Source organism: Stenotrophomonas sp. GW821-FHT01H02A, assembly GCF_059422145.1.
On record NZ_JBWKWI010000002.1, the window covers coordinates 72,943 to 89,262 of the forward strand.

The 16,320-nt window shown below is 66.6% G+C and carries 14 protein-coding genes; 5 read left to right on the plus strand and 9 right to left on the minus strand.

What is annotated here, in order from left to right; genetic code table 11:
• Window positions 1-48: 48 nt before the first annotated feature.
• Window positions 49-1,953 (minus strand): threonine--tRNA ligase, encoded by a 1,905-nt coding sequence (gene thrS, locus AC07WC_RS03720; protein ID WP_495208826.1) that lies wholly within the window; start codon window positions 1,951-1,953, stop codon window positions 49-51.
• A 408-nt stretch (window positions 1,954-2,361) separates the two neighbouring features.
• Here thrS and AC07WC_RS03725 point away from each other — a divergent pair, with 408 nt between their 5' ends.
• The 4 genes from AC07WC_RS03725 (at window position 2,362) to AC07WC_RS03740 (ending at window position 5,685) form a co-directional block, all read left to right on the plus strand.
• Complete coding sequence (locus AC07WC_RS03725) at window positions 2,362-2,658, plus strand: hypothetical protein (RefSeq protein ID WP_019182702.1); 297 nt, start codon at window positions 2,362-2,364, stop codon at window positions 2,656-2,658.
• Window positions 2,658-2,921 (plus strand): hypothetical protein, encoded by a 264-nt coding sequence (locus tag AC07WC_RS03730; protein ID WP_261997096.1) that lies wholly within the window; start codon window positions 2,658-2,660, stop codon window positions 2,919-2,921. The genes AC07WC_RS03725 and AC07WC_RS03730 overlap by 1 nt, the downstream gene beginning before the upstream one ends.
• Window positions 2,922-2,931: 10 nt before the next feature.
• On the plus strand, window positions 2,932-4,497 hold the full coding sequence (locus tag AC07WC_RS03735; protein WP_495208827.1) for a PepSY-associated TM helix domain-containing protein: 1,566 nt from the start codon (window positions 2,932-2,934) through the stop codon (window positions 4,495-4,497).
• 108 nt (window positions 4,498-4,605) lie between these two features.
• Window positions 4,606-5,685 carry a serine hydrolase domain-containing protein gene (locus tag AC07WC_RS03740; protein ID WP_495208828.1) on the plus strand — a complete coding sequence of 360 codons (1,080 nt, stop codon included), beginning with the start codon at window positions 4,606-4,608 and terminating at the stop codon, window positions 5,683-5,685.
• Here AC07WC_RS03740 and AC07WC_RS03745 read toward each other — a convergent pair.
• The 3 genes from AC07WC_RS03745 to AC07WC_RS03755 are packed head-to-tail and all read right to left on the minus strand — an operon-like array spanning window position 5,654 to window position 8,489.
• A complete protein-coding gene (locus AC07WC_RS03745; RefSeq protein ID WP_495208829.1) occupies window positions 5,654-6,568 on the minus strand; it encodes a tetratricopeptide repeat protein in 915 nt (304 codons plus the stop codon). The two genes, AC07WC_RS03740 and AC07WC_RS03745, sit on opposite strands and share 32 nt — an antisense overlap.
• Window positions 6,569-6,571: 3 nt before the next feature.
• A complete protein-coding gene (locus AC07WC_RS03750; RefSeq protein WP_495208830.1) occupies window positions 6,572-7,255 on the minus strand; it encodes a winged helix-turn-helix domain-containing protein in 684 nt (227 codons plus the stop codon).
• A 49-nt stretch (window positions 7,256-7,304) separates the two neighbouring features.
• Window positions 7,305-8,489 carry a glycoside hydrolase family 18 protein gene (locus AC07WC_RS03755; protein WP_495208831.1) on the minus strand — a complete coding sequence of 395 codons (1,185 nt, stop codon included), beginning with the start codon at window positions 8,487-8,489 and terminating at the stop codon, window positions 7,305-7,307.
• Between the two features lie 334 nt (window positions 8,490-8,823).
• Between AC07WC_RS03755 and AC07WC_RS03760 the strand changes: the two genes are divergently transcribed.
• A complete protein-coding gene (locus AC07WC_RS03760; protein ID WP_495209101.1) occupies window positions 8,824-9,207 on the plus strand; it encodes a VOC family protein in 384 nt (127 codons plus the stop codon).
• A 167-nt stretch (window positions 9,208-9,374) separates the two neighbouring features.
• Here AC07WC_RS03760 and pnp read toward each other — a convergent pair whose 3' ends face one another.
• The 5 genes from pnp to infB form a co-directional block, all read right to left on the minus strand.
• A complete protein-coding gene (pnp, locus tag AC07WC_RS03765; RefSeq protein ID WP_495208832.1) occupies window positions 9,375-11,486 on the minus strand; it encodes a polyribonucleotide nucleotidyltransferase in 2,112 nt (703 codons plus the stop codon).
• Window positions 11,487-11,635: 149 nt separating this feature from the next.
• Window positions 11,636-11,896, minus strand: a complete 261-nt coding sequence (rpsO, locus tag AC07WC_RS03770; protein WP_019182694.1) for a 30S ribosomal protein S15 — start codon at window positions 11,894-11,896, stop codon at window positions 11,636-11,638.
• Window positions 11,897-12,068: 172 nt separating this feature from the next.
• Window positions 12,069-12,980 (minus strand): tRNA pseudouridine(55) synthase TruB, encoded by a 912-nt coding sequence (truB, locus tag AC07WC_RS03775; RefSeq protein WP_495208833.1) that lies wholly within the window; start codon window positions 12,978-12,980, stop codon window positions 12,069-12,071.
• A 118-nt stretch (window positions 12,981-13,098) separates the two neighbouring features.
• Window positions 13,099-13,521 (minus strand): 30S ribosome-binding factor RbfA, encoded by a 423-nt coding sequence (gene rbfA, locus AC07WC_RS03780; RefSeq protein WP_019182692.1) that lies wholly within the window; start codon window positions 13,519-13,521, stop codon window positions 13,099-13,101.
• A 76-nt stretch (window positions 13,522-13,597) separates the two neighbouring features.
• On the minus strand, window positions 13,598-16,240 hold the full coding sequence (infB, locus tag AC07WC_RS03785; RefSeq protein ID WP_495208834.1) for a translation initiation factor IF-2: 2,643 nt from the start codon (window positions 16,238-16,240) through the stop codon (window positions 13,598-13,600).
• Window positions 16,241-16,320 lie beyond the last annotated feature (80 nt).

The following is a 16,320-nucleotide window of genomic DNA, read 5'->3' on the forward strand; positions in this document are numbered from 1 at the left end:
AGGAATCAAACCGGCCCATCGCGGAGCATCCGCAGGGCCGGGACTTTCTTACACGGACTGTTCTGCCTGCAACCGCTCGATGAAGGCCTGGACGGACATGCTGCCCAGATCTTCGCCAGAGCGCGTACGCACGGCCACGGCGCCGTTTTCCTTCTCACGGTCGCCAACCACCAGCAGGTACGGGACCCGCTGCAGCGTATGCTCGCGAATCTTATATCCGATCTTCTCGTTGCGCAAATCGGCGTTCACGCGGAAGCCTTGATCTGCAAGGGTTTTCCGGACTTCGCTGACGTATTCAGCCTGGGCGTCGGTGATATTGGCCACCACCACCTGGGTCGGGGCCAGCCAAGCCGGGAACTGGCCGGCATGGTGCTCGATCAGGATGCCCAGGAAACGCTCCATGGAACCGACGATCGCGCGGTGCAGCATGACCGGATGCTTCTTCTGGCTGTTTTCGTCCACATACTCGGCGCCAAGGCGGCCAGGCATCATGAAGTCGACCTGCATCGTGCCCAGCTGCCAGGTACGGCCGATGGCATCCTTGAGGTGGTACTCGATCTTCGGGCCGTAGAAGGCGCCCTCGCCCGGCAGCTCCTGCCATTCCACCCCGCAGCTGGACAGTGCCGAGCGCAATGCGCCCTCCGCCTTGTCCCACGTGCTGTCATCGCCCAGGCGCGATTCGGGGCGCAGCGCGATCTTGACCTGGATCTCCTCGAAGCCGAAGTGCTGGTACACCGCCAGCGCCTGCTGGTGGAACGCGGTCACTTCCGCCTCGACCTGGTCTTCGGTGCAGAACACGTGGCCGTCGTCCTGGGTAAAGCCACGCACGCGCAGGATGCCGTGCAGCGCGCCGGAGGGCTCGTTGCGGTGGCAGGCACCAAACTCACCGTAGCGGATCGGCAGGTCGCGGTAGCTGTGCAGCCCCTGGTTGAACACCTGCACGTGGCCCGGGCAGTTCATCGGCTTGAGCGCGTAGGTACGCTTCTCCGACTCGGTGAAGAACATCGCGTCCTGGTAGTTGTCCCAATGGCCGGACTTCTGCCACAGCGACACGTCCAGGATCTGCGGGCAGCGCACTTCGCCGTAGCCGGTACTGCGGTACACCTTGCGCATGTACTGCTCGACCACCTGCCACAGCGCCCAGCCCTTCGGGTGCCAGAACACAAGGCCCGGGGCCTCTTCCTGCAGGTGGAACAGGTCCTGCTGCTTGCCGATGCGACGGTGGTCGCGCATCTCCGCCTCTTCGATGCGCTTGATGTACGCATCGAGCTGCTTCTTGTCGGCCCAGGCGGTGCCGTAGACGCGCTGCAGCTGCTCGTTCTGCGCGTCGCCGCGCCAATAGGCGCCGGAAATGCGGGTCAGCTTGAAGGCCTTCAGGAAGCGCGTGTTGGGCACGTGCGGGCCGCGGCACATGTCCACGTACTCCTGGTGGTAGTACATGCCCATGGCCTGGATGTCCGGGGACATATCCTCGATCAGGCGCAGCTTGTAGTCCTCGCCGCGCGCCTTGAAGATCTCGATGACCTCCGCACGCGGGGTGACCTTCTTGATCACGTCGTAATCCTGCGCGATCAGCTCGGCCATGCGCTTTTCGATGGCGGCCATGTCTTCGGGCGTGAACGGACGCTCGGAGTAGATGTCGTAGTAGAACCCTTCGGCGATGACCGGGCCGATCACCATCTTGACGTCCGGGTACAGCTGCTTGACCGCATGGCCGACCAGGTGGGCGGCGGAGTGGCGGATGATCTCCACGCCCTCCTCGTCCTTGGCGGTGATGATGCGCAGGCTGGCATCGTGGTCGATGACGTCACTGGCATCGACCAGCACGCCATCCACCGCACCGGCGATGGTGGCCTTGGCCAGGCCGGCGCCGATCGACTGGGCGACGTCCATGACACTGACGGGATGTTCGAATTCACGGCGGCTGCCGTCGGGGAGCGTGATCGCGATCATGAGAGTGCTTTGGTCTGGTGGCCCGCAGGGGGCCTGGAGAATCCGGGGGCGAGGCAATAAAAAAGCGCCACGAAGGCGCCTGCGTCAGGGGCCGTCGGGGGCGTTCAGCGGTGGGCGGTGGTAGTGCTCATGTCACACGCTAGACCGGCGCAGGGCGCGGGCCACCTTGTTGCCTCGATAGAGATGCCCTGATCTTAAACCAATCTGCCGATGAATGCGCCGCCGCGCCCCGGCAGGCCCCCGCCCAGGCGCCTGAATGTGTACGTGTGGCGCCCATAAACGGCAATGATTACCATGCGCGGGTTACTGTCCTGACCAGGACAGGGTTGCCGATTGGATTCCCCCCATGCCCTGCCCCGCTTCCCTCCCGGCCTGCCGCGCCCTGCCGCGTGCGCTGGCGGCCACCCGATGATCACGGTCGCCCTGACCTCGCTTGGCTTCTGCAGCCTAGCGCTGGCCGGCTCGGCGTTCTCGGCGCTGGCGCTGTATGCCGCCTCGCCGCACTGCCGCTGGCCGCGCCTGCGCCGGGCCGGCCGCCTGGGCCGGCAGATCAGCCTGGTCGCTGCGGTGGCGGCGCTCTGGCTGTGGATCGCCAATCTGGGTATCGCCACCGGCGTGGTGGTGATGCTGTGCAGCTGGATGCTGGTGGCGATCGCACTGCCCCTGCTCGCCGCCTGGCACCGCCCGGCGCAGGTGACCCGCTGATGTGGGCACGGGCCGGCGCCGGCGTCCTGGCGGGGTTCTTCGTGGCCGCCGCGGCGACCGGGCTGATCGCCTGGCTGCCGCCGGGGCCGTGGCAGAATGCGCTGGTACCCAGCCTGATCGCGTTCATCCCGCTGTGGATGCTGGCCGCGATCTGGGCCTTCAGCTTCCGCACCGGGCTGCGGGCGTGGGCCGTGATGAGTGCCGCCGCCGTGGCCGGGTTCGGCCTGCTGTGGCTGCTGCGCCTGACCGGCGCGGTGCAATGAGAGCGATGCGATGAAGTTCAGTTCCCAGACCCTGCGTACCTTCACCACCCTGCACACCTGGGTCGGCCTGGTCGCCGGCTTCGCGCTGTTCGTCGCGTTCTACGCCGGCGCGCTGACCCTGTTCCACCACGATCTGCCGCTGTGGCAGACCCCGCATGCGGTGGACACGCCGGCCGCGAGCCTGGACGACGCGCAACGCCTGCTCGATGGCGTGCTCGAACGCCACCCGGCCGCGCGCGCCCACGTCGGCATGACCTTCCCCGGTGGCGATCACCCGCAGCCGATCGCGTATTGGCAGGATGCCAAGGGCACCTGGCTGTACGCGTGGCTGGACCATTACGACGGCAGTGTCACGCCGCCGCAGACCGGGCTGGCGGAGCTGGTCAACGAACTGCATTACAGCCTCGGCCTGCCGGTCGCGGGCACCTACCTGATGGGCATCGTCAGCCTGCTGTATGGCGTGGCCCTGCTCAGCGGGCTGGTCATCCACCTGCCCAAACTGCTGGGCGATCTGTTCGCGCTGCGCCCGGGCCGCAACCTCAAGCAGATGTGGCAGGACGCGCACAACGTGATCGGCGTACTCAGCCTGCCCTTCCACCTGATGTTCGCGGTGACCGGCGCACTGCTCTGCCTGATCTTCCTGCAGATGGCGGCGCTGAATCCGCTGATCTTCGACGGCAAGCTGCTGCAGGCGGTGCCGGCAGCGATGGACACCGCGCCGGTACGCGAGCCCAGCGGCCAGCCAGGCGATGAAACCAACCTGCGCATGCTGCATGCCCGCGCCATCGAGGTGGCCCGGGCGCAGGGCGTGGCCGATTTCGAGCCGGCCTTCCTCAAGCTCGCCCATGCCGGCGATGCCAACGCCACCATCGAGATCACCGGCGAATCCGGGGGCACCCTGGGGCCGCTCGGCGCGGTCGGCCTGGATGCGGCCAGCGGCCGCCTGCTGAGCAGCCAGCTGCCCGGCCAGCGCGATGCCAACCACGCCACCCTGAGTGCCGCCTATGCGCTGCATTTCGGTGAATTCGGCAATGGCGTGGTGGTGTGGCTGTACTTCCTGCTCGGCCTGGGCGGCGCCTTCCTGTTCTACTCCGGCAACCTGCTGTGGATCGAATCGCGGCGCAAGCGACGCCAGGTCGAACAGGGTCGCGCGCAGGTCAACATGGCCCGCGCCACGGTGGGCATCTGCATCGGGTTGTGCGTAGCGATCTCGGCCAGCTTCGTCGGCGCACAGGTCCTGGAGCAGGTCGCGCCGCAGGCGGTGGACCACGGCATCCGCTGGATCTGTTTCGTCACTTGGGGCGTCTGCGCCCTGTGGGCGGCGCTGCGTCGCCCCGACCAGGCGGCCCGTGAGCTGCTGTGGGCGGCCGCGATCAGCACCGCGCTGGTCGCGGTGATGCATGGCGCCCTGACCGGCTTCTGGCCGTGGGCGAGCGCGGCACGCGGCTACTGGCCGCTGTTCTGGGTGGACGCGGTGGCGCTGGCACTGGCCTTTGGTTTTGCCACCCTGGCGCGTGCGAGCCTGCGCCGGGCGCGGCATGGCGATCCGAACAGCGTCTGGAGTGCACCGCGCTGATCGCTCGGGCGGCCTGCGCTGGCAGGCCTTCAGAATTCTTCAGTCGCGTTTCCAGCACTTCAGACCGCCCCATGGCGTAGTCGGCCCTCGTCTCGAGGAGCCTTACCCATGCACCACTGCTGCCCCCGTTTTTCCGCCGCGCTGATCTTCGCCCTGGCGGTTGTCCTGCCACCGACCGCACTGGCCGGGCCCACCCACCTGGACGCAGCGCGGATCACCGCGCTGGAGTCGGCGATCGCCACCCAGGACATCAAACAGGTCACCAGCGTCCTGCTGCTGGTGGACGGCCAGGTGGCGTACGAGGGCTACTTCAATGGCGGCACGGCCGACACCCTCAATGACGTGCGCTCGGCGAGCAAGAGCGTCACCGCGATGCTGGTCGGTGCCGCCACCGGCGACGGTTCCCTGCCCGGCGTGCAGGCCCGTGTGTACGACTACTTCCCGGCATTCACCGCCCACCACGCGGTCGACCCACGGCTGCGCACCACCACCGTGGAAGACCTGCTCACCATGAGCACGCTGTGGGAATGCGATGACGAAAACGCGTTCTCGGCCGGCCACGAGGAACGCATGTACGTGACCGAGCACTGGCTGGACTTCGTGCTGTCGTTGCCGGTCAAGGGCTTCGCACCGTGGATGACGCGACCGGAAGACAGCCCGCATGGTCGTGCGCATGCGTACTGCACGGCCAATTCCTTCGTGCTCGGCGCGGTACTGGAACAAGCCACGAAGCGGCCCTTGGCCGACTACGCCGCGCAGGCGCTGGAACGACCGCTGGGGATCACGACGAGCAGATGGAACCGCTCCCCGGAAGGCATCGGCATGGGCGGCGGCGGGACGCGCTACCGCAGCCGGGACCTCGCCCGGCTGGGCGAACTGGTGCTGGCCGGGGGACGCTGGCAGGGCAAGCAGCTGATCCCGGCCAGCTATGTCCGGGCGATGGTCAGCGCCCAGGCCACCACCGGTGATGGCAGCGACTACGGCTATCAGTGGTGGGGGCTGAAACTTCCGGTCGATGGGCATGAAACCACGATCTGGACCATGTCCGGCAACGGCGGCAACTACGTGTTCGTGATGCCGGGGAAGAAGCTGGTCGCGGTGATCACCAGCCAGGCCTACAACCGCAGCTTCGCCCATCCGCAGTCGCGCCGCATCCTCACCGAGTTCCTGCTCCCGGCGCTGCGCTGAGGCCATCAAGGTCTGTTGGCCGCCACGCGGCGGCCAGCACCTGGGCGCGCTGGGCAGATACGTCCGCCTCGATCGTGTCGAGTAGCCCCTGCCAGCCAGCCGCACCCTGCAGAGGCGCAAACAAGGGGGTCGCACGCAACCACGCCGCATCGCGGAAGCCGCCCTTCACCGCGTGCTGCAGGGCGACAAGCGCCGCGGCGTCATCACCCTGCGCCTGCAGCAACAACGCACGTTCCAGTGCGGTGTCGGACCAGCCGTCGTCGCCTTGGCGCTTCAGTGCCTGCAGGCGCCCGGCGATCCAGGCCGGTGTGGCGGCTTCGTCGCCATACAGGCCAGCCAGCGTCTGCCCCATCGACTGCTGCGGACGCAGGGCGCGGCTACGCTCGAAAGCTTCTGCAGCGCCGTGTCGATCGCCTTTCAACAGCAGCATTTCGCCTTGCAGGCGCAGCAATCGCGGATGCGGCGTGCCGCGCGCCAGCGCCTGATCCAGTGCCTGCTGCGCCTTGCCCGCCTCCCCCATCGCCAGCAGGCTGTGCGGCCAGGCGATGTTGGCGAATACATTGTCCGGATAGAGCTGGAAGTTGTGGGCGTGCCGGCGCGCTGCGGCATCGGTGAAGCCGAGCAGCTCCAGTTCACGTGCGACCTGCACGTCGCGGAAGCGGACACGCGCCGGCGCCCGCAGCGACAGGTTGTCCTGCAGTGCCCGCGCAAGGTGGCCCCGTTCCTGATGCAGATACGCCAGCGAGGCGCGGGTGCGCTCATCACCAGGGTCCCGCTGCAGGGCTTGCTGGTAATCGGCCATGGCCTGCGGCATCGCACCGAGGCAATCATGGGCGTAACCGCGCGCCGCCCAGCCTGCGGCATCGTCCGGTGCCGCGCGCACGACCTAGCTGGCCAGCGCGAGCGCTTCCTGCGCGCGCTCGCGGGCGCCATTGAACAGGCAGGCATCCGCCGCCAGCGCGCGCGCAAGTCCACGCCGTGCCGTCAACGATTCGGGGTCGATCTGCAACGCCTGGCGGTACAACGCCATCGCACGCTCGTTGTTGCTGGCCTGGCCGATACCCGCGTAATAGGCGGCACGCTGCAGCACCGCATCCGCTGGCGACGCTGGTGCGACAGCGGGACGGACCAGGATGAACCCGACGGCCGCAGCGGCGATGGCTACCCCGGTCATCAGCCAGACCCACCGTGCGCGTGCGCGCCCGCCGAGTGCGACGAGGGCACCCTCCGTGCTGGCGTGGGCGATGGTCTCGCGCGTCACCGGCTGCGGCGAGGCGCACAACTGGTAGCCACGGCCACGGACCGAGCGGAGGTAGCGCGGCCGGCGGCCGTCATCGCCCAGCGCCAGCCGGAGCAGCTTCACCCGCTGGCTGATCGCATCCTCGCCGACCACCGCCGGTGCCCAGACCTGATCGGCGAGCGTGTCGAAATCGACGACGGCGTTGCCATGGGCGAGCAGGCAGTCCAGCAGCCGCCAACTCAGCCCGCCGACCGGCAATACCTCATCCCCTCGCCGCACCTGCTGGGCAGTGCGGTCGATGTGCAGATCCAGCAGGCGGACGGTCTCCATGCCTGCAAGCATAGGGCACGCGTGCGTCGCGGCGCCCCCTCCTGCGGGGTTACCTGGCAGCGCCCTGGAACGGCGCCACCATTGCCTTGAGCAGGCTGCCCTGCGCATCGTCACCGGTCAGCTCCCACATGAAGACGCCGCGCAGGCCACTGTCCTTTGCGAAGCCCGCGCGCAGGCCGATCGAGCTGGGATCCTCATAGCTGACGAAAACCTTCTCGGTGGCGTTGTACAACCACGGGGTCTGCGCGACGGGGTGCCAATGCCGCTCCCAGCCGGGCTGGCCGAGCATGCCGGCCTGGATCTGCCGCCAGTCGCCGGCCGGATGCGGCGCACTGTAACGCTGGTAGAGCCCCTGGCTGGCATCGCTCTGCAGCTTGAAGCCGCGGCCGTAGAACGGCACCCCCAACACCAGCTTGTCTTTCGGCACCCCGTGCTGCTCGTAGTAGGCGACCGCACCGGCCACGCTGTTCCAGCGCTTCAGTTCCGGTGCCAGCGGATCTTCCGGCACCGCGTGCAGCGGCGCGTTGAAGGTGGACACCGCCGAGAAGCCGGTGCCCATGTCGTAGCTCATCAGATTGATGAAATCGAGCGCGCGGCCGAGCTCCTTGAGTTCATAGCTGCGCGCCGGATCGTACGGACCATCGGTCTGCACGCGGCCGGCCGGCAATGCAGCAGTGACCAGCCGGTGCTGCCCGTCGGCCCTGTCCAGCGCATCGAGCTGGCGGCGGAACTCCTGCACCAGCAGGGTCATGTTGCGCCGGTCTTCCGGGCGGTCGGTGATCTCGGTCGGGCCGCCGTACACCGGGAATTCCCAATCGATGTCCACGCCGTCGAAGCTGCCGCGATGGCGCTCGAAGAACATCGCCACGCAGGAGGACACGAAGCGCTGCCGGCTTTCCGCGGTCAGCGCCGCATCGGAGAAGCCTCCCGCGTTCCAGCCGCCGATCGAGATCAGCGTGTGCAGCGTCGGATGTGCCCGCTTGAGCGTGGCCAATGCCTTGAAATGCGCGTCGGCCTGCGGTGCGACCACGCACTGCCCCTGGTCGATGGTGGCGAACGCATAGAACAGATGGGTCAGCGTGTCGGCCGGAATGTTTTCCACCGGGTAGCGATCGGCGGAGCCGCCGGGGTAGTACGCGCCGATCACCTTGGGCAACGGCTCGGCGGCGGAAGCGGCGTGGGGCATCACGCTGGCGATCAGGACGGCGAGGACAGCGACGGCAGGACGGAACATGGGATCTCCCGGATCGAAGGCGAGGCCACGTTAGCAGTGCGATGCCGGGCGTGCGCGCTTTCCACCCGGATGTCCTGCGAATCCGTCCGGCGGACATTCAACGCTGACCTGCGCAGGCGTCGCGGCAGTCCGCAGGCCGCGCAGCGCGGGCGGCAACACGCCACGGAGGTGTCACTGGAGGTCGCCGCCTGCCGTGGACCGCCACGCGGCCTGTCCGGTCCTGCTGCGCAGCCCGCATGCACGCTGACGGCGCCAGGCATTCACCTCCGCCTTGCGTCGCCGGTTTTACAGTTCAGCGGTTCTGACTGTCTGCTGCGTGATACCGATGACCGACCTGCATATCGACCGATTGGACCATCTGGTCCTGACCGTGGCGGATGTCGCCGCGACCTGTGATTTCTACCATCGTGTACTGGGCATGGAGGTGGATACCTTCGGCGAGGGGCGCAAGGCGCTGCGCTTCGGCCTGCAGAAGATCAACCTGCATGCGCACGGCAACGAATTCGACCCCAAGGCGGAACGGCCGACACCCGGCTCGGCTGATCTGTGCCTGATCACCTACGCGACCATGCACGAGATCCTGGCGCACCTGCAGGCACAGGGCGTGACCGTCGAAGAAGGACCGATCCAGCGGACCGGGGCCACCGGGCCGATCCTGTCAGTGTATTTCCGCGATCCGGATCGGAATCTGATCGAGGTGTCGCACTACCTGGCGTAATGCGCCCCACCCAACGGCGGCCAGGCATGGTGGGGCGCGACACCGCGAACCCGCGCCGTTGGTTCGACAGGCGGGCACAAAAAAAAGCGGGCCGAAGCCCGCTTTTTTTTGTCTGCGAAAGCGTGAGGACCAACGGTCCGCACCTACGACGGATCAGCGTGCGCCGATCACTCGGCGGCAGCGACGCCTTCGCCTTCTTCGACGGCCTTCATCGACAGGCGGATACGGCCCTGCTTGTCGACTTCCAGGACCTTGACCTTGACCACATCGCCTTCCTTCAGCTTGTCGCCGACCTTCTCGACGCGCTCGCTGGAGATCTGCGACACGTGGACCAGACCGTCCTTGCCCGGCAGGATCGTGACGAACGCACCGAAGTCCATGATCTTGGCGACCTTGCCTTCGTAGATGCGGCCCGGCTCGACGTCCGAGGTGATCTGCTCGATGCGGGCCTTGGCAGCCTGCGCAGCGATGGCGTTGACCGAAGCGATGACGATGGTGCCGTCATCCTGGATGTCGATCTGGGTGCCGGTTTCCTTGGTGATGGCCTGGATGGTGGAACCACCCTTGCCGATCACTTCACGGATCTTGTCCGGGTGGATCTTGATGGTCAGCAGGCGCGGCGCGTAGTCCGACAGCTCTTCGCGCGGGGCGGTCAGGCCGTGGGCCATTTCACCCAGGATGTGCAGACGGCCAGCCTTGGCCTGCTGCAGTGCCTGCTTCATGATCTCTTCGGTGATGCCTTCGATCTTGATGTCCATCTGCAGGGCGGAGATGCCCTCAGCGGTACCGGCAACCTTGAAGTCCATGTCGCCCAGGTGATCTTCGTCACCCAGGATGTCGGACAGGACGACGAAGCGATCGCCTTCCTTGACCAGGCCCATGGCGATACCGGCCACCGGGGCCTTCACCGGCACGCCGGCGTCCATCAGGGCCAGCGACGAACCGCAGACCGAGGCCATCGACGAGGAGCCGTTGGATTCGGTGATTTCCGAGACCACGCGGATGGTGTACGGGAAGGCTTCCAGCGACGGCATCACTGCCAGCACGCCGCGCTTGGCGAGGCGGCCGTGGCCGATTTCGCGACGCTTCGGGCCCATCATGCGGCCGGTCTCACCCACCGAGTAGGGGGGGAAGTTGTAATGGAACAGGAAGTTTTCCTTGTACTCACCGGCGACGGCATCGATGACCTGGCCATCACGGGCGGTGCCCAGGGTGATGGTCACGATGGCCTGCGTTTCACCGCGGGTGAACAGCGAGGAACCGTGGGTACGCGGCAGGATGCCGGTCTTCACGGCGATCGGGCGGACGGTGTCCAGCGCACGGCCGTCGATGCGGACCTTGGTGTCGAGCACCGAGTTGCGCATGGTGCTGTATTCCAGCTCGCCGAATTCCTTCGACAGCTCGGCCGGGTTCCAGCCGTCAGCGGCCACACGGCCAGCCAGCGACTCGGTCACGTCCTTCTTGATCGCCGAGATGGCGTCACGGCGCTGCAGCTTGTCGCGCACCTGGAAGGCTTCGCCCAGGCGCGGGCCGATGGCTTCCTGCAGGGCGCTGATCAGGGCGCCGTTCTTGGCCGGGGCTTCCCAGGTCGACGGCTTGGTGCCGGCTTCCACGGTCAGCTCGTTGATCGCGTTGATGACCTTCTGCATTTCGCGGTGACCGAAGGTCACGGCGCCCAGCATCACGTCTTCGGACAGCAGCGCGGCTTCGGATTCCACCATCAGCACGGCGTTGGCGGTACCGGCGACGACCAGCTCCAGCTCCGAATCCTTCAGTTCGGTCACGGTCGGGTTGAGGATGTACTCACCGTTCTTGTAACCCACCTTGGCGGCGGCGATCGGACCCTTGAACGGGGTGCCGGCCAGCGACAGCGCGGCCGAGGCGCCGATCAGGGCAGCGATGTCACCATCGATGTCCGGGTTCAGCGACATCACCGTGGCGATGATCTGAACTTCGTTCTTGTAGTCTTCCGGGAACAGCGGACGGATCGGGCGATCGATCAGGCGCGAAATCAGCGTCTCTTTTTCGGTCGCGCGGCCTTCGCGCTTGAAGAAGCCACCCGGGATACGGCCACCGGCGTAGAACTTCTCCTGGTAGTCACAGGTCAGGGGGAAGAAGTCCTGGCCCTCACGCGCGCTCTTGGCGGCAACGGCGGAGACCAGCAGCACGGTGTCGTCGAACTTGACGATGACGGCGCCACCGGCCTGACGGGCGATTTCGCCGGTCTCAAGCGTGACGGTGTGCTTGCCGTACTGGAAGGTTTTGGTGATTTTTGCCACGGGGGATGTCCTTGGATGATGCTTTCTTCGAATGGACCGCGGGCGACCCTTGCCGCCGACGGGTGACCGGTTGTCCGGCCCAGGCGTTTATTGCGGTACGACCAAAACAAAACCGCGGCGCATTCCTGCGCCGCGGTGGGGGTTCGTGCTTAGCGACGCAGGCCGAGCTTTTCGATCAGGGCCTTGTAACGCGGGGCGTCTTTCTTCTTCAGGTAGTCGAGCAGGCTGCGGCGACGGTTGACCATCTGCAGCAGACCACGACGGCTGTGGTGATCCTTCTTGTGGGTCTTGAAGTGGCCGGTCAGCAGTTCGATGCGGGCGGTCAGCAGAGCGACCTGGACTTCCGGGGAGCCGGTGTCAGCCGCGCTGCGCTTGTTCTCTTCAATGACCTTCTGGGTGTCGATCGACATATCTGTTTTCTCTTGGATGCGTGGCCCGCAGAAACGTCCCATTGACGTACCGCGCGACTCGCCGTTAACGAAAGGATGAACCCGCAGAACGCGGGACGCCTGAAAAGGCCGCGAAATTGTAACGTCAGCGGCCGTCCGGGACAAGGACCGGGGTAGTGCCCGGCCGGGTCGGTCAGAGGTTGAACAGGCGCTGCGGGGCCAGCAGACCGGTCTCATCGACCTGGCCCAGGCCCTGGATCGCCTCGCCCGGGCCGAACACCACCACCCCACCCTGCGGCCAGCCAGCATCGCGGATGCGCTGGCCCACGCGGAAGCGGCGGGTCTGCTCGTCGTCCAGGGTGACCCGGGGGTAATGCGCCAGGCCCGCGTCCAGCGGCAGCAGCAGGGCCTCCATGCCGGCCTCGTCGCCCTGCCCGGCCAGGGCGCGCAGGGTCTCCAGGGTGACCATCGGCGCCTCGCGGAAGGGATCCACCCACAACCGGCGCAGGCCGGCGATGTGGGCGCCACAGCCCAGCGTTTCGCCGAGATCGCGGGCCAGGCTGCGGATATACGTGCCTGAACCGCAGGTCACCCGCAGCGACAGACGGGTCGGCTGCTGGTCCAGCACCTCCAGGGCGTGGACCTCCACGTCGCGCTCGGGCGCCTCGATCGCCTCGCCGCGGCGGGCCTTCAGGTACAGCGGCTCACCTCCCTGCTTGAGCGCGGAGTAGATCGGGGCGCGCTGGCGGATGCGGCCGCGCAGCGGTGCCAGCGCCGCCTCGAGTTCAGCCGCGCTGATCGCCGGTACCGGCCGCTCGCGCAGCACGGCGCCATCGGAATCATCGGTATCGGTGGTCTGGCCCAGCACCACCTCGGCGTCGTAGGCCTTGGCCGAGCCCAGCAGCAGGCCGGCGATCTTGGTGGCTTCGCCAAAACACAATGGCAACAGGCCGGTGGCCAGCGGGTCCAGGCTGCCGGTGTGGCCGCCCTTCTCGGCGCGGTACAGACGGCGTGCCACCTGCAGGGCGGCGTTGGAGCTCATGCCGGTCGGCTTGTCGAGCAGCAGGATGCCATCCAGGCGACGGAACGAAATTCGGGGTGCCATGCATTCAATTCAGATCGGCGCCGTGTGGCGCTGCCGGTCAATCCGGCCTCCGGCGGAGCGGTCGCACTGCGACAGGCCCCGCCCCATAAGACAACAGCCCTTTCGGGCTGTTGGTCCATCAGGCGTTCTTTTCGCCTTCGTCGGCGGCATCGTCGCCACCGTCGTCATCGCCCTGCCGGCTCTTCTCTGCCGCCAGCGTATCGGGCAGATCGCGCAGGATGTTGTCGATGCGCTCGCCGCGATCCACCGAATCATCGTAGTGGAAGTGCAGCTCGGGCACGTGGCGCAGCTTCATCGCACGCGCCAGCTCCATGCGCAGGCCCCAGGCCAGTTCCTTCAGGCCCTTCATCGCTTCCACCGAACGTTCGGGCATCAGCGCCGTGACGAAGATCTTGGCATGCGCCATGTCGCGGGTGATTTCCACGTCGGAGACGCTCACCGAAGGCAGGCCGTGTTCACGCACTGCGTTGTGCACGAGTGTTCCCAGTTCACGGCGGATCTGGGCGGAAACACGGTCGGTTCGATGGAAGGTCTTTGGCACGGTAGGCGGGCTCGTCTTGAAGGGTGATGCGAAAGCGAAAAAGCCGGACCGCGTGATGCGGTCCGGCCTGGAAACATTACAGGGTGCGCGGCACTTCGATACGCTCGAAGCACTCGATCTGGTCACCCGGCTTGACGTCGTTGTAAGCCTTCACGCCGATACCGCATTCGGTACCGTTGCGGACTTCCTCGACGTTCTCCTTGAAGCGACGCAGCGATTCCAGCTCGCCTTCGAAGACCACGACGCTGTCGCGCAGGACGCGGATCGGCTTGCTGCGCTTCACCGTACCTTCGATGATCATGCAGCCTGCGACCGCACCGAACTTCGAGCTGCGGAACACATCGCGGACCTGGGCGATACCGATGATCTCTTCGCGGATTTCCACGCCGAGCAGACCGGAAGCCACCTGCTTCACCTGATCGATCACGTCATAGATGATCGAGAAGTAACGCAGGTCCACGCCGTTGGACTCGATGATGCGACGCGCGGAGGCGTCGGCACGCACGTTGAAGCCGATCACGGTGGCCTTGGAGGCAACCGCCGAGTTGGCGTCCGATTCGGTGATGCCGCCCACGCCGGAGTGGATCACGTTGATGCGGATGTCGTCGTTGGACAGCGCGACCAGGGCCTGGCTCAGTGCCTGCACCGAACCCTGCACGTCGGCCTTGATCACCAGGTTCAGCACCTGCTGGCCATCGCCCTTGCCCAGGGTCGCCATGATGTCTTCCATGCGGCTGCCGGCAGACTGCACCAGGCGCGATTCACGGCGCTTGGTTTCGCGCTGCTGCGCGACGTCCTTGGCCAGACGCTCGTCTTCGACCACGACGAAGTCATCGCCGGCATCCGGCACGCCGGACAGGCCGAGCACCTGCACCGGAATCGACGGGCCAGCCTGGTCAGGCTGTGCGCCGGTTTCGTCGAACAGGGCGCGCACGCGGCCGTACTGGATACCGCAGACCAGGTAATCGCCCTTCTTCAGCGAACCCTGCTGCACCAGCACGGTGGCGATCGGGCCACGGCCCTTGTCCAGCGAGGACTCGATGACCACGCCGCTGGCGCGGCCGTCGGCCACGGCCTTCAGCTCCAGCAGTTCGGCCTGGATCGAGATCGCGTCCAGCAGGTCGTCGATGCCCAGGCCAGCCTTGGCCGAGATCTCGACCATCTGGGTATCGCCACCGAAGTCTTCGGACACGACCTGCTCGGTGAGCAGTTCGTTCTTGACGCGCATCGGATCGGCGCCGGACTTGTCGATCTTGTTGATCGCCACGATCAGCGGCACACCTGCCGAACGGGCGTGCTGGATGGCTTCCTTGGTCTGCGGCATGACGCCGTCGTCGGCCGCCACCACCAGCACCACGATGTCGGTCAGCTTGGCACCGCGGGCACGCATGGACGTAAACGCCGCGTGGCCCGGGGTATCCAGGAAGCTGATCACGCCCTTCGGCGTTTCAACGTGGTACGCACCGATGTGCTGGGTGATGCCACCGGCTTCGCCCGTGGCGACCTTGGTGCGGCGGATGTAATCCAGCAGCGAGGTCTTGCCGTGGTCGACGTGGCCCATGATGGTGACCACCGGCGGACGTGCCACCGGCTCGCCCTGGTTGCCACCGGCCAGCGCCAGCAGCGCGTCTTCGGCGTCGTTGGTGTTGGCACGGATCACGTTGTGGCCGAGTTCTTCGGTCACCAGCGCGGCGGTGTCGTGGTCGATGGTCTGGGTGATGGTCGCCATGACGCCCATCTTGAACAGCGCCTTGACCACGTCGCCGCCCTTGACGGCCAGCTTCTGGGCCAGATCGGCGACGGTGATGGTGTCGCCGATGGTGACGTCACGCACGATCGGAGCGACCGGACGTTCGAAACCATGGGCACCACCGCCGCTGCGCGACTGGTTGCTGTCACGGCGGCTGCCGTGCTGCACGCGCCCGGTCGGACGACCGCGCGAGTTGCTGTTGTTGCCGCGACGGGCACGATCGGCGGCCGACAGATGCAGCTGACCGGCAAAGCGGTTGCCACCATCGTCGTCGCGCTTGGCGCCCGGACGGTTGTTGTTGTTGTTCGAGTTGCGATCGTCCGAACGCGGCGCCGGACGGGCAGCCGACGGCGCCGCCGGGCGCGCATTGCGCGCCGGGGCATCGGCAGCAGCCGGCTTGGCGGCAACCGGGGCCGGGGCCGGCGGTGCGTTCCTGGCCGCTTCAGCAGCCGCTTCGGCCGCCTTGCGCTCGGCTTCGGCACGTTCCTTGGCGTCGATTTCTTCCTGACGCTTGCGGGCGATTTCTTCATCGCGCGCACGGTCCTTCTCGGCCAGTGCGCGCTGCTCGTCCAGATTGCGCTGGCGGGATTCCTCCAGCTTGCGCAGGATGTCGGCGCGCTCCTCATCCGCGGTCATCGGCTTGCCGCTGGCGTCCTTCATGTAGGTACGCTTCTGGCGCACTTCCACGTTGACGGTGGTCTTGCTGCGGCCGGCGCTGACGGTCACTTCCTGCAACTTGCGACGGTTCAGGGTGATCTTCTTGGCGGCTTCGTCGGTGCTCTCGACGGGCTGCTCGGTCTTGCCGTGCGAGCGACGAAGGAAGCCAAGGAGCTTCACCTTCTCGGTACTGGTCACGACCTGGTCGGGACCGCTGAACTTCATGCCGGCTTCGGCAAGTTGTACGAGCAGTTTATCGACCGGGGTATTGACCAGTTCGGCAAGCTTGCGGATGGTGGTTTGCTGCGACATTCGGATCCTATGATCTGGTTGGCGCTCCCTCGAAACGTGCGAAGGCAGCGCGGAGTCTAAGCCCTGAGCGGGTCAGGGCA